A 13,549-nucleotide genomic window follows, 5' to 3' on the forward strand; every position below is an offset into this window, starting at 1 on the left:
TCACGATAGTTTCCAAGGCCCGAAGAGCAAGCCTCTAAACCTGCTGAGTACATTCCTGGATCGCAAGCCTATAGCTGCAGTCAGCTGCTGTGGTGTTGGAAACGGCTCAATTCCGTAGCTCCAGCAGTTGAGCACCATAGTTAGGAGAGAGCCCGCGGCAAGGGCTGTGGCGACACCGAGCACCAGATATACGGATCCGAACTGGGTTCCCAACAAGTAAGCCAAGGCTGTGCCGCCAGCGCTCGTCATTATATGACCCGCGACGTTCCACTTAATCGTGCCTTGACTTAAGCCGACAAGATACGATGGGGCAGCTATCGCATTTGCGATCCACCCAAGACAAAGAAGATTTGCGAATAGCGCGAAGTTAACCTGATAAGAGCCGATCCAAATCATGGAGATTACCGGAGAGGCGATCCCAGTTAGCAGGAGCAGCGGAATTCCCATTATGATCGCCTCAGTCGTCGCGCGCGTGTAAAGCGCTGTCGCCTCTGTCGGATTCGACTCCCAAAGATGGGCAAACGCCGGTACCAGCTGTTGCATCGGCGCGACGACTACATGCCGAATTTGCAAGACCATTCGCTGTGCCATTTCGAAAATTCCGAGTGTCTCTACTCCCGAAACGGTTGATATGACGAGCTTTACAGCGGGGTCAAACAAGAATGAGATCAAGTTCATGAATTGCAGTTTCAGTCCAAATCCAAACAATTCCTTGAAAGCAGTGCGACTGAAGTGCCGGGGAACGATGGATACCGTGTGAGGCCCAAGTAACGAGCGACAAGTAATCCAAGATCCGATAATGGAGGTCGCGTATTGCGCGAGTTGGCCCCATCCCATTCCCGTAAGACCGACGTAAGGCACAGTTGTAAGGACCGTCGCAGCTTGGGCAACCAAACTAAGGATTACGATCTTGCATTTAAGATCGGTTCTCTGCTTCCCAACGAGTATCGTCAGTGTAACGGAATTGACGTTTAGCAGCGCAAAAGATGCCATTGCATACGGAAGGAGGTGTCGTGCTTCATCTAGCGAGTCCGCGGGGATCACGAATTGAATCCCCCACCAGAGCGGGTAGAAGAGAATCGCCATTACGATTAGGTATAACGAAAAATTTGTAAGCAAAGCTGTTTCGGCGAAGTCTCGAGCCCTTGCGTGATCGCCCCGTGCGACCGCAATAGCAATGAACCGACTTAGACCAGCAGCGGCACCTAGGTCGCCAAGGCGAGCAAGGGATGTGGTCGCAAGCACCAATGACCAAATGCCTAGCGATTTGAGACCGAGGATTGAGACCACGTATTTGTAGAGCAAGAAAAGAGAAATGCCCGTTGCGAATACCTCGGCAATTGACCACACAGAATTTCGTTTGAGGTCAATCTTCATCAAGTAACTCTTGAAGTGTGAGCATTGGTCCGCGACGGGGCTAAGGCCGCCGCAAGAGTGAGAAGATCACGTTTCCGTATCTTATCGATTTTCTTTTCGAGAGCGTGAGGATTGCCGATCTTGGGTCGCCAGTCGGAAAGGCTACGCGACGCGGCCCGGATTTCATCAAAAGGAAGCTGCACGCATGGATGATCGAGCTTCTCGGCAAGCGTGACTAACAGGGAGCCTTCCCGGACGACGGAGGGTTTTGCGAGCTGAAATGCTCGACCGAAGACGCCGGATGATTGATTGTAGTACGGGGCGTAGCAGCTCCAAACAGCGTCGGCAGCATCATACAACTCGAACAGTTCTGGATTTGACACAAAGCGGTCAAACAGGAGTCCTTCAGATTGATTGAAGCGCTCAGCCCAGACCTTGCTCTGTTCCGCAACCGCTCCTGCAGCAACGAACAAGAAATGCTTTCGTAGCTCGTTCTCTTCGCACCAAAGACGGGCGAAGAAATCGAACCCTTTCATCCCATTTTGGGCGCCCATCGCAATGAGAACCGTTCGCCCGTTCGCCGCTCGATGTATTTGGTCAGCGAGGCCGCTGCGATGGTTAAGCCGAATTTCCGGAAGGAAGTCGGCATCCCAAAATTGGGGGTCGAAGATCCAGTCCGTGGCGATAGTTTCGAACCGCTTGTCAATTTCGAAGGGTAGAATAGAGATGATTGCCGTATTGGGAAGGTATTTGAAGGCGGTGAACACAAGTCGCTTCAGCCTTCTCGGATCCTTCGGAAGAAAGCACTCAGCCGGGCGAAAGAAGAGTCCAACCGTGCGCCGACCTCTAACCATGTTCAGCAGCGCTTGCCGCAGAAAAGCGGGGATGTTGTCATCTATGATTGGGAAGAAGTCGGTAGTGGCCTCGCGTGCATTCTCCCGAACATCAATGTCCAGCCGCGCAAGGGCGGTCGTGAGAACTTGATTGTATGACGGACGGTGCCCATCGTTCGAGAAGTTCACCAAATTAACCGCGTTCGAGTTTCGACGCGCCACGGAAGCCGACTTTGCGTTTGTCATCACCTGATCTGATTCTGGCTATTCATGATCGTGAAGCAGCCTTGGAGGATGCTGTTGGCGGCCGCTTCTGGCGTAAAGGGTGCGATCCGCTTAAGGCAAGCATGCGCCGTTTTTTCAACATCAGAAAGCGTGCGCGGGAGAAGAGCCATCTTCTCCGCCAACTCAGCGACGTTTCCCCATTCGAAGGAGAAACCTGTTATGCCCTCGTCGACAAGCTCGGGCACGCATCCGCAGCGATAACTGACCAGCACAGGACAGCCGTAACTAAGCGCTTCATTGACGACCAGTCCCCAAGGTTCGCTGTAGCTGGGCAAGACCAAGCAACTAGCGCTGGAATACTGTTCGAAGAGTGCCTTATCGTACTTGGGCCCAGCAAAGATGACCCTCTGCTGAATCCCGAGCTTGATTGCCAGGTCGCGCAGGTCCTGTTCTTGTGGGCCCTTTCCGACAAGGACGAGTCGTGCTCCAGGTGTGGTGAGCGAGACTTGTTCGAACGCGAGCAGCAGGTGATCTAAGGATTTCTCCGGTGATAGGCGCCCTACATACAAATAGCGAGGGGCGGCTTCCTGCGGAGCTTTTTCAAGTCGTTGTTGGTGAGCCTTCTCGACCGAATAGTCCTTGGGCAATGCTGCTGCTTGACATCGAACGAAGCTCCTCGTACTCGGCACGCCATAATAGCTCACATACTCCATGGCTCGGACGCCATAGCAGAAGATGCCATCAGCCCAGTTGAAGATGATGCGCTTGGCAATCCCCTTCCAAAACCTTTGAGGTTGGTCGTACAAAGTCGAGTCGCAGAACAGCGCAAATGGTCGGCGCTTCAAGCTCAGGATAAGAGCTTGCAGCCATACAACGGGTCTCTCGTATCCGGATAGGATGAATAGGTCGGCGGGGTCCTTCCAGGTCAGGAGGCCTGCTCTCCACAACAGTTTGAAAGGGGAAATCTCTGACGACGCGCCTTTGAACAGCAGTGTAAATGGATACTGATGCCAGCTTTGATCGATTGGAGACAGTCCGGCGCGGTTCGCGTCGGTCTCGGCGATTTGATAAAAGTTCACCGGAATGTTTTCAGCCTGGGCTTGGCGGTGAATTGAGGAGAACACCCCCGCCTTGTAGCGAGACCACATGATATTGTGCCAAATCGCAATCTTCATGAAATGAAATCTCTGCCGCTATGAAACCGACGGAGGGCCGAAAGCGCTCTTCGCGCTTTCGCCCTTTCGGCAATGTGCATCTCAGTCATTTGGCAAGCTACGGAACCACGGGATGCCATGTGTTCCTGGCTCGCCTCAAGATTGCGCAACGAAGCAAGGGCTGCGGGGACGAACGGCTCGCCTTGCGGTACCATGATCCCGTTGTTGCCGACCTGCGAGGCGACACAGCCCCGCTCGTAAGCGATCACGACGTTGCCTGCCGCCAAGGCTTCGTAGAGCACCGTAGGTTGGGCCTCGTTCTTATAGATGGTTGGAAATACGAACACGTCGATCGACTCATAAAATTGAGTTTTGTCGGCCCCATAGATTGGACCGGCGTACTGCAAGCGGTCGCCGAACTCTTTCTGCGCAGCTTCAACAGCGCGTTTGTCGTCCGGCTCGCGCAGCGGTCCGGCCAGCGTTCCATAGATGTTTAAGCCTTGGTCGCGCGCCGCGCGCAACAGATCGAGAAAGAGATAGAGCCCTTTTTCGCGGTTAAGGTTGCTCAGAAGCCCCACTCTGAGAGAGCCGCTAGTTGAAGCACGGGCTTGGCTGGCGGCAGGAGGCACGAACGCAGCGTTCGAAATCACCAGGGAGAGCTCCGGCTTCCAGTAGGTCGCGCAAAAGCGCGTTCGCATATGGTCGCAAAGGAAGATGTGAACAACCGCTGGGCCACCGGCTCGAAGCGTAGCTTCCATCAGCCTGCGCCGTTCATTGATGTATCCGAAATTGTGGTGATGAAGATAGGTCGGATAGCCGAACAGCCGCGCAACGGCCAGCAAATACATCGTGTAGACGACCCCGAAGTCGCTTTGGCATGGCATATAGCAGGCCCGGTTTCCGCGCCATGCGTTGACCGCCAAATGGAGCGAGGCGCCCAGCACGATTGCAGCCCTCGAGATATGGTAGGCAACACCCCGCGTCGATACTCGCGGGGAAATGTTCAGAACCTTGACGTCGTGATCCTCGGCGAGAAGCTTGACGTATTCCGACGTGATGTAGGCGAGCCCGTCTGTTGGCGGTGGAATCTGTCCGATCGCCACGATGAAACGTCGATTGGGGCTCATGATAGGGTGGTCGGCCTGAATGCGAACTAATATGCGGATGTATCGAGCAAACCAAAAGCGGTTCGCATGATGATCTTGATATCCAGGGCCACGCTCCAATTATTAATGTACCACAGATCATGCTCCACGCGCTTCTGCATTAGCTCAAGCGTGTGGGTTTCTCCGCGATAACCATTAACTTGGGCCCAGCCCGTGATGCCTGGCTTGACGTGGTGGCGGAAGGCGTAGTTGCCGATGATCTGCTCATATTCGGTGTTGTGAGCGGCCGCGTGCGGGCGGGGGCCGACCAGCGACATGTCGCCCTTGAGCACGTTGAGAAGCTGCGGCAGCTCGTCGATCGAGGTCTTGCGCAGCCATTTGCCGATTCCCGTGACGCGCGGGTCGTTCTTCTGCGCCTGGACGATGGTCGGGCCGTCCTCGAGCACGCGCATGGTCCGGAATTTGAAGATCTTAAACGCGCGCCCGCCAAAGCCGTGGCGGGTCTGGCGGAAGAACACCGGGCCCTTCGAGGTCAGCTTGATTAGGATAGCGGTCACCAGCATCACGGGCGCGAACACCAGGAGTGCAAAGCTGGCGCCGACGAGATCCAGCGCCCGCTTGAGCGCACGCTCTTTCCAGGACAAGGGTGCGCGGCGCAGCTCGGCGGTGAAGGTGTTGCCTGTGCCGACCAGCGGATAGCGCAGGAAGCGCGCCGTGTTGGCGTCCGGCACCAGATGCACCGGGACGGGGAGGATCTTCAGCGCATCCAGAATGCTGTCGATCGCGTGCTGCCGGCTCCAGTTCATCAACAGGAAGACGTGCTCGATTCGGTTCTCGCGCGCATAGTTGATCAGCTCCTCGAACCGCGGTGCCTGCGATGAGAGCAGCAACGGCGAGGCGAGCTCCTTGGCGGGGATCTCCATCACCCGCATCAGGCGGTAGCCGTGCTGGCCGAGGTCGTCGACCGCGTTGGATGAGGTGGCAAGGCCGAACTCGGCGATCATGATCGCGCGGCCGTTGGCGAAGGCGCCGGTGCGCAGAGCCCGCGCGGTCCAGCGCGCGGCCGCGGTCTTCCAGGCAAGCAGCAAGAAGAGGCCAACGAGATAGAACGAGATCGTGGCGCCGCGGGAGAACCCCTCACTGACCTTCATCGTGAATGCGATTGCCAGCAGTGCGCCGAACAGGCCGGTCCATGTCGTCAGCGTCATCCGGAACGTGCGCGGCAGGTCGGTAATCGTTTTGAGTCGGTAGCCCTGTTGCACAATGGTCAGTAGGATGAAGTTTATTGCGACCAGGAAGCTAGCCGCCGCGTAGACGTCGGCCTTGCCGACAACGCCTGCGCTCGCCAAGAGATAACCAACCGCGCAGCCGATCCCGCTGAATACGATCAGCGCCGCATCGACCACAGCCATCAACCGCTCGACAACCACGGGACGCAGCCAGCTCGGCGCATAGCCTGTTGCCGGGGATTGCTCGACCGCACCAATTTCCGTCGCAGAATCAGGGACGGGCACCGGTCGAGTGGAAAGAATTGTCATCTTGCCAAGCCCATTGACGCAAAATTCATTATCCGAACGCGCCGTGCTATCGGTCAAAATCGCTTTTAAAACAAGGCGAAGGGAAAATTAACCTTACCCCAGAAGCTTCATTGTAGCCCATCTCGCCTCGACTGATATGTTAAATTTCACAACCCGTTAGGAAGTTCTCGTTGCCCCGAACCCAGTCCCGGCGGCGGACCCGGCCGAAAGGGAGGCGTTACCTTGCCATTGGCCTCGCTGCGGCGGCCTTGGTGGGGACCGCGCTTCTGCTTCTTCGCCCCGATGCGGCCCCCGTACGAGCTCCGACGGCCTCCGCGGCCGGCACAGTCAAGCTCCTCCTCGACGGCCAGTATGGCGCGCGATTCGCCGGCGAGCTCTCGGCGTCGAGACAGGGGTATTTCTCCTCCCGCATAGAGGTGGCGGCCCAGCCCGAAGACCCCGAGTTCGTCCAGACGATTGCACGCCAACATGCCATCGGCGTGACGAGCGGCCAGAAGTTCCTGCTGGCGAGCTGGCGCGGCGCGCCCGTGACCGCCTTCGCCGCGAGCTTCCTCGATACCTCTGTCGCGATTTTCACGCTCGAAAGCTCGGGATTGCGGCGTCCGGCCGACCTGGTCGGAAAGCGGGTCGGATACCGGAGGGCGAGTGAAGGCGACGTCGTTTTCGACGCCATGATGGCGCAGCTCGGGCTGCCCCGAAGCCAGATCACCAAAGTGCCAGACCGCGACAGCTTCGAAGCTCTGCGGGGCGGGCAGGTGGATGCCATCATCGCTGCCATCGACGAGCAGCCGGATCCCTCCAGTTCGACGTTCACGAAGCTGAATGTCATCAAACCGCAAGACTACGGCATCCATGTTCCTGGCTTGGTCTACTTCGCGAGTAACGCTCTCGTCCATGAACAGCCATCCATGATTGCCGATGTCCTTCAGGGCCTCATCCGAGGATGGCAATTCACCTACGCGGACTATGCACGGAGCGTGCCCGTTCTCGCCGGCGCCGGACCGGCCAGGCTGAATTCCGAGCGGCTGAAATTCGAACTGCAGCAGCTGCGTCCGCTGGTGTTGCCGACAGGGGGGCGCATCGGCGATTACGACGAAAGCCGTTGGCGGACGCTTCGGGACATTCTCCTCTTCGCCAAGCTTGGCGAAGAGGACGTGCCGCTGGCCCAGACCGTCAACTATCAGTTCCTTCGAGATGTGTACCGACGTTCACCCGACCTTGCCGCCCCGGGCGCCTGGAGCGAAGAAAAATAGGACCAAGAAGCCACAGTTGCGCGCCATATCGCTACAAAGGGCCTCCCCAAGCTGCGGCGTCGGTTGCCTTTTCGGTCCTAGCCTTGGTAATCTAGGCTTTACTATTCAGGCTGGTTCGCGGTGGTTCTCGGGTTGCAGCCTCCTGGTGGGGCGCGGGGAATGGACCAAATCCGCAGGGGCAAGGAGCTTTTTGAGATGTTTAAGACCTTGATGCGAGCAGGCCTTTTGGCCGCCACCGTTTCCTTCTGTGCAGCGAGCGGAGCAAGCGCGGCGATGCAAATGCCGGCGCCGGCGGCCCTGCTCACGGGTGCAAGCCAGGCGACGCCTGTCACGTTCTGGGCGCAGCCCTACCCATATAGATATGTACCGTCGCGCCACTGCCCCTTGGTGCGGGTCGAGACGCCCTATGGCTGGTATATGGACCGTGTTTGCGCGCCCGTCGGCCCTGTCCTGCGTCGGGCATACTAAGGTTCGGCTGACCTGAGCGGCGAGCGCCGCTTTTTAGAAGATTTACAAGGCAGCCGCACAGCTCATGCGGCTGCCTTGCTCATTTTTGTTACGCCGTGTGCTGCTCTTTTGTGCGCGCAGCACGGGTTCACCATGAATATCTTTGCGGGCCGGGATTGGCTGTTGCATGGTGAAGATTGTGTTACCAGTTTGGCGGGGCTGCATCGGCAGCGTGATTGCGTAATGCGGCGGTAGCTGGATCTCACGGAAGTGACGATCCGGCCAATCGAACGCCGGTAGAGGATACGATGACAGGGGTTTCAACCTACGATCTCACGGGCAAACGTGTCTTTGTCGCGGGTCACCGCGGCATGGTCGGATCGGCTGTCGTTCGAAGGCTTGCGTCAGAGAATTGCACCGTGCTGACGGCTGATCGGCGTGAGCTGGATCTGACAAAGGAAGAACCCACGCTCAGATGGCTCGAGGCCAATCGCCCGGACGTCGTGGTCCACGCGGCGGCAAAGGTCGGCGGTATCGCAGCCAACAACAATTTCCCGGTCGACTTTCTCTGCGACAACCTTGCGCTGGAATTGAGTGTGATCCGCGCAAGTCACGCGGTTGGCGTGCGGCGCCTGCTATTCCTCGGCTCGTCCTGCATCTATCCCAAGCACGCCAACCAGCCAATCGCCGAAAGCGAATTGCTGACCGGGCCGCTGGAGCCGACCAACGAGTGGTACGCGATCGCGAAGATCGCCGGCCTCAAGATGTGCCAAGCCTTTCGTCGGCAATATGGCGATGATTTCATCTCCGTCATGCCGACCAATCTCTACGGCCGCGGCGACAATTATCATCCCGATCATAGCCACGTTCCGGCGGCCCTAATACGGCGCTTCCACGAAGCCAAGCTTGCCAAGGCCCCGACAGTCACTGTGTGGGGCACGGGCACGCCGCTCCGCGAATTTCTCAACGTCGAGGATTTTGCAGATGCCTGCGCTTTCCTTCTGAAGAACTATTCGAGTGACCTGCCGATCAATGTTGGCAGTGGCGACGAATTGTCTATTGCTGAGTTTGCGGCAACGGTTGCGGGCGTTGTGGGCTACAGGGGCAAGCTGGTCTTCGATACGTCTAAACCCGATGGTACGCCACGCAAGCTGCTAGATAGCTCTAGGATTAGAGCGCTCGGCTGGCGGCCGAACACCTCTCTTCGGTCCGGTCTGGCGGCGGCGTACGATGATTTCCTGCAGAGTGGGGGGCGCAGGCTGGATGCGATCGTCGGGTCGTAGGTCGTAATTGCGGTTGCACTGGGGTTTTTAATTTTGACAAAGACTATTCTTTATCTGTCTCCTTATTTTTGGCCGGAAGAGATAGGGTCCGCACCCTATTGTACCGACCTTGCAAGGTATTTGCAGGGGGCGGGGCATCGGCTGCACACAATAGCCTTTCGACCGCATTATCCCACGGCAGAAAATTTCCGTGCGTGGAGCGATGGGAGTCGCGACGAAGAGACGTTTGAAGACATCAAAGTATCTCGAATCGGTGTAAGTGAGAGAGGCGCTGGCGGTTTCAAGGAGCGCGTGAAAAACGACATTCGCTTTGTAATTTCAGTTTGTCGGAAGGCATTGCTTGGACGTTTCAGCAGACCAGACGTTGTTATCGCCTACGTTCCGAGTATTTTGACGGTCTTCGCTGCATTATTGGTGAAATTAACCAGTGGCGCACAGGTGCTAACCATCGTTCACGATATCGAAAGTGGGCTAGCGCGGTCACTCGGTATTGCTAAGAACCCGCTGATACTGCGAATGATGGAGCGGGTGGAGAGCTTCGTACTCAATCGGTCGGATCGGGTCGTCGTACTGACGGAAGGCATGAAGAGCGAGCTTGAGAAGATCGGGTGTACGAGCCCGATCGACGTCATTTCTATTTGGGCTTCACCTGCGTCTGAATCGCCCATTCCAGCCCACCCGCCAGCATTGATGTATTCCGGAAATTTTGGAAAGAAGCAGAATCTAGATCAGCTTCTACCATTGATCAAACGCCTTTCACTCGAAAGGGCCGACATCAAAGTCGTGATGCAGGGAGACGGCTCGGAAAAAGAACGGATTGTTCGCCTGTTTCAGCAGGCCGGCGTGACAAATACCAGATTTGCGCCGCTGGTAGATGCGGACAAGTTTGTCCCTAGCTTGCAGGCCGCCACGCTCCACATGGTGCCACAGGCGCTGGACGTGGCGAACTATGCATTGCCATCTAAGCTCTTCTCAATCATGGCGGCTGGACGACCATATGTCTGTATAGCCGAGACCGGAAGTCCGCTCGACGTGCTCACGCAGCGCTCTGGAGCAGGAATTTGCGTTGCGCCTGGAGACGAGGATGGCTTGTTCGAAGCAGTCACCAGCCTTCTCGATAGCAAGGACGAGTTATCGCGAAAAGGCGAGAACGGCCGCACTTTCGTGGCCGAGTGCATGAACAAGCAAACCATTATGAACCAATATCTAGCGCTTATTGGCAAGGCATGACATTTCAAGGAAACAGGGGCAACTAATGGAGATCGGGGGCAGAATTGCTGTGATATTCGGCGGGCACGGATTCATCGGCTCACATCTTGCTCGTGAGCTTGTGAATTCAGGTAAATATGCTCGAGTCGTGAGCGCGGATATCGCGCCCCAGCCGAGATTCAGGACGAAAGGTGTTGAATATACATTTTGCGATGTAAGGTTGCCAATTCCGGCGGACTTAGCACCTGGGGTGACTGACATTTACAATCTTGCGGCAGTGCACGTAACTCCGGGTCCGGAGGACTGGGAGTACTACTGGACCAACGTATCCGGCGCCTTGAGCGTGACGCAGTATGCCCGGATTACAAAAGCGAAAACGTTATTTTTTACAAGCTCGATCTCAGTATACGGCCCGAGTGAAGATGAGATCTCTGAATTCTCGGATCCTAATCCGGAGAGTTCGTACGGGAAATCGAAACTTCTAGCCGAAGGCATTCATCAGAGTTGGCAATTAGAAGAGCCGAGAGATCGAAAGCTGGTGATTGTCCGGCCAGCCGTTGTATTTGGGTTTCAGGAACGTGGGAATTTCACCAGGTTAGCTCGATCATTGGAGAGAAGGGCATTCTTCTATCCCGGCCGGAGAGACACCAAAAAAGCCTGCGGATACGTCAAAGATTTGGTCGCCTCATTCGAATTCGCACGTAGCAGCGAAGAGATGCTCACCATCTACAATTTTGCGTTCGACGAACCGCTGACAACGGAAGGCATTTGCGCAGCCTTTTGCCGGGTAGCCAATTTGCCAGAACCGAGGTTTACAATTCCGATAAGCTTGATTCTTCTGGGAGGGCTGGCATTTGAGCTACTTTCCAAGCTCGGCCTGAAGACCTCGATCAATCGAGCCCGCGTGCTCAAGCTTTTTAGGTCTACCAACATCGTTCCGAAAAAATTGCAGAACGATGGCTTCGTTCGACAATTTGACCTGGCGGCTGCTTTGCGCGACTGGCGCTCGCAGTCGCCCGCCGGACGGTTCGAGTAAGACCCGCATGTCAGCCGCTCTAGACCGCCCAATTCTTGCCAGAAGAGCTACAGCGCCCTTCTGGCCGCACCGTACCTGACCGCCATCACTCGTGGCGTGGATAATATCTGAAGCCGTGCTGCTTGATGAGTTCGTCCCGTTTTGCGGATTCGAGGTCTTCTTTCATCATCTCTCGAACCAGGCTTTCGAACGACGTCTTGGGCTCCCAGCCGAGTTTCTGCTTGGCCTTTGATGGGTCACCAAGAAGCGTCGCGACTTCGGTGGGGCGGAAATATCGGGGGTCGACCGAAACGACGCACTTGCCGGTTTTGGCGTCATATCCCTTTTCCTCGACGCCGCTTCCTTCCCAACGAACAGTCATGCCCACTTCGTTCGCAGCGACATTCACGAAATCTCGGACAGAGTGTTGCACGCCGGTCGCGATCACGAAATCCTCTGGCTTGTCCTGCTGCAGCATCAGCCATTGCATTTCGACATAGTCGCGCGCGTGTCCCCAATCGCGCAAGGCGTCCAGATTGCCGAGGTAAAGGCGCTCCTGCAAGCCGAGATGAATGCGCGCAAGAGCCCGGGTGATTTTTCGAGTGACGAAGGTTTCGCCACGGACCGGAGACTCGTGGTTAAAGAGGATGCCGTTGCAGGCATACATGTCGTAGGCTTCACGGTAATTGACCGTGATCCAGTAGGCGTAAAGCTTGGCGACGGCGTACGGCGAGCGGGGATAGAACGGCGTGGTTTCCTTTTGGGGGATCTCCTGGACCAAGCCGTAAAGTTCAGATGTCGACGCTTGATAAAAGCGGGCCTTCTTCTCCAAGCCTGTAATGCGCATAGCTTCAAGGATGCGCAGGGCGCCAAGGGCGTCGGAGTTCGCAGTATATTCCGGCTCCTCGAACGAGACGGCAACGTGGCTCTGCGCCGCGAGATTGTAGATCTCGTCCGGCTGCACCTGGCCGACGATCCGGATCAGGCTCGAGGAGTCCGTCAGATCGCCATAGTGGAGCCGAAAGGGCGGATCAGGCTCGTGCGGATCGAGATACAGATGATCGATGCGATCAGTGTTGAACAGCGAGGTCCGGCGCTTGATGCCGTGGACCTCGTATCCCTTCTGCAAAAGAAGTTCGGCCAAATAGGCGCCGTCCTGCCCAGTGACGCCGGTAATAAGTGCTCGTTTCTTTGTCATATCAGTCCCAAAAATGGAAATTGGTGCTTACACGAAATTGACCTGGTTAGGGAGGGCGAAATGGAGCGAAAATCAAGCTTAGATTAACAGCGTCTGGCGCCCGCCGGCGCGCCAAAGATCTCCTCCGAGTGCGTGCGAGGCGCAGTGCCATTCAAGGTGTGCGTCCCTCGTTTGACCGTAGTCGGGCGAGAGGCCTCCAAGCCGCGGAAAAAACCAGATCGGATCTCATGACCATATGAGGCTTGGCCCGGTTCGGAGGCCAGCTAGAAGGTCGCGACTTCTCGTGTCCACCGTTGTGGGTCCGCTCCCGACTCCGCACGCAGGATAGTGAACCGATCCAAAGCATCCACAAGCGGCGTGACCACCGGACTCAGATTATCGAGTACGAGGACTGCTCTTCCCTCACGCACGAGCAGCACAAGATGGTGCTCTCCGGTTGCCCGAATGACGACCTCAGCGAGAAGGAGGGCCGAGCTGGGCCAGCCGGATCGCAGCAGCAGATGGCGCTTGGTGACGGCATAGTCGCCGCAATTGCCTTCGTCAGGAAATATCTGCCATTCCGCGTCGCGTCGGCTTGCGGGCGGATCCTTCGGCGCTATGCCGAGGTTAACCGTTGAATTGATTTGGGCGAGTTCGCGCCAGCGCTGGATTGAAGAGCGGAAGTCTCGGATCCTGCGATCGTCATGGCGCCGGCAGTCCTCGGGATATTGAATGCAGAATTGAGAGAATGAAAGCGGTGGCGTCACCGCTTGGGATTCATAGTTCGAATAGGCGGGCTGGCCGCAAACGTAATACATTATGGCCAGCATGCGGGCTGCATGTCTGATCATCGAAAGTTCGCCTGACATTCCTGATTGCTAGGCGAAGTATATTGCGATGCGATGGAAGCGCCATGACAATTGTGAGGCAATCGATGCACAATCGTGGAGCAG

11 protein-coding genes are annotated in these 13,549 nt (G+C 56.6%); 4 read left to right on the top strand and 7 right to left on the bottom strand.

Annotated elements, in window-relative coordinates; all coding sequences use genetic code 11:
• From GGD66_RS28635 to GGD66_RS28655, 5 genes are read right to left on the bottom strand one after another with little or no spacing between them, the layout of a single operon-like run.
• On the bottom strand, positions 1-1,377 hold the full coding sequence (locus GGD66_RS28635; protein WP_183259702.1) for an oligosaccharide flippase family protein: 1,377 nt from the start codon (positions 1,375-1,377) through the stop codon (positions 1-3).
• Positions 1,377-2,435, bottom strand: a complete 1,059-nt coding sequence (locus GGD66_RS28640) for a hypothetical protein (protein WP_183259703.1) — start codon at positions 2,433-2,435, stop codon at positions 1,377-1,379. Before GGD66_RS28640 ends, GGD66_RS28635 begins: the two co-directional genes overlap by 1 nt.
• Positions 2,435-3,589 carry a glycosyltransferase family 4 protein gene (locus GGD66_RS28645; RefSeq protein ID WP_183259704.1) on the bottom strand — a complete coding sequence of 385 codons (1,155 nt, stop codon included), beginning with the start codon at positions 3,587-3,589 and terminating at the stop codon, positions 2,435-2,437. Before GGD66_RS28645 ends, GGD66_RS28640 begins: the two co-directional genes overlap by 1 nt.
• The gene (locus tag GGD66_RS28650; protein WP_183259705.1) at positions 3,586-4,695 is read right to left on the bottom strand and encodes a glycosyltransferase family 4 protein; all 1,110 of its coding nucleotides are present in this window, start codon (positions 4,693-4,695) and stop codon (positions 3,586-3,588) included. Before GGD66_RS28650 ends, GGD66_RS28645 begins: the two co-directional genes overlap by 4 nt.
• Positions 4,696-4,721: 26 nt before the next feature.
• Positions 4,722-6,212, bottom strand: coding sequence for an undecaprenyl-phosphate glucose phosphotransferase (locus GGD66_RS28655; RefSeq protein WP_246789002.1), 1,491 nt, complete (start codon positions 6,210-6,212; stop codon positions 4,722-4,724).
• 251 nt (positions 6,213-6,463) lie between these two features.
• Here GGD66_RS28655 and GGD66_RS28660 point away from each other — a divergent pair, with 251 nt between their 5' ends.
• The 4 genes from GGD66_RS28660 (at position 6,464) to GGD66_RS28675 (ending at position 11,440) form a co-directional block, all read left to right on the top strand.
• A complete protein-coding gene (locus GGD66_RS28660) occupies positions 6,464-7,465 on the top strand; it encodes an ABC transporter substrate-binding protein (RefSeq protein WP_312014195.1) in 1,002 nt (333 codons plus the stop codon).
• 755 nt (positions 7,466-8,220) lie between these two features.
• On the top strand, positions 8,221-9,195 hold the full coding sequence (locus tag GGD66_RS28665) for a GDP-L-fucose synthase (RefSeq protein ID WP_183259805.1): 975 nt from the start codon (positions 8,221-8,223) through the stop codon (positions 9,193-9,195).
• A gap of 33 nt (positions 9,196-9,228) precedes the next feature.
• Positions 9,229-10,425, top strand: a complete 1,197-nt coding sequence (locus GGD66_RS28670; protein WP_183259707.1) for a glycosyltransferase family 4 protein — start codon at positions 9,229-9,231, stop codon at positions 10,423-10,425.
• Positions 10,426-10,450: 25 nt separating this feature from the next.
• The gene (locus GGD66_RS28675) at positions 10,451-11,440 is read left to right on the top strand and encodes an NAD(P)-dependent oxidoreductase (RefSeq protein WP_183233126.1); all 990 of its coding nucleotides are present in this window, start codon (positions 10,451-10,453) and stop codon (positions 11,438-11,440) included.
• 85 nt (positions 11,441-11,525) lie between these two features.
• On the opposite strand, the gene gmd is transcribed toward GGD66_RS28675, so the two are convergent.
• A complete protein-coding gene (gmd, locus tag GGD66_RS28680; protein ID WP_183259708.1) occupies positions 11,526-12,617 on the bottom strand; it encodes a GDP-mannose 4,6-dehydratase in 1,092 nt (363 codons plus the stop codon).
• Between the two features lie 263 nt (positions 12,618-12,880).
• Positions 12,881-13,465, bottom strand: a complete 585-nt coding sequence (locus tag GGD66_RS28685; protein WP_246789003.1) for a transglutaminase-like cysteine peptidase — start codon at positions 13,463-13,465, stop codon at positions 12,881-12,883.
• Between the last annotated feature and the right edge of the window lie 84 nt (positions 13,466-13,549).

The sequence above is a fragment of the Bradyrhizobium sp. CIR48 genome, assembly GCF_014198315.1.
Taxonomy (GTDB): Bacteria; Pseudomonadota; Alphaproteobacteria; order Rhizobiales; family Xanthobacteraceae; genus Bradyrhizobium.

Bases quoted from the DNA above. Each gene is read 5' to 3' on its own strand.
- GGD66_RS28645 (WP_183259704.1), bottom strand. From the start codon at position 3,589: ATGAAGATTGCGATTTGGCACAATATCATGTGGTCTCGCTACAAGGCG.
- GGD66_RS28650 (WP_183259705.1), bottom strand. From the start codon at position 4,695: ATGAGCCCCAATCGACGTTTCATCGTGGCGATCGGACAGATTCCACCG.
- GGD66_RS28685 (WP_246789003.1), bottom strand. From the start codon at position 13,465: ATGTCAGGCGAACTTTCGATGATCAGACATGCAGCCCGCATGCTGGCC.
- GGD66_RS28635 (WP_183259702.1), bottom strand. From the start codon at position 1,377: ATGAAGATTGACCTCAAACGAAATTCTGTGTGGTCAATTGCCGAGGTA.
- GGD66_RS28675 (WP_183233126.1), top strand. From the start codon at position 10,451: ATGGAGATCGGGGGCAGAATTGCTGTGATATTCGGCGGGCACGGATTC.
- GGD66_RS28665 (WP_183259805.1), top strand. From the start codon at position 8,221: ATGACAGGGGTTTCAACCTACGATCTCACGGGCAAACGTGTCTTTGTC.
- gmd (WP_183259708.1), bottom strand. From the start codon at position 12,617: ATGACAAAGAAACGAGCACTTATTACCGGCGTCACTGGGCAGGACGGC.
- GGD66_RS28655 (WP_246789002.1), bottom strand. From the start codon at position 6,212: ATGACAATTCTTTCCACTCGACCGGTGCCCGTCCCTGATTCTGCGACG.
- GGD66_RS28640 (WP_183259703.1), bottom strand. From the start codon at position 2,435: ATGACAAACGCAAAGTCGGCTTCCGTGGCGCGTCGAAACTCGAACGCG.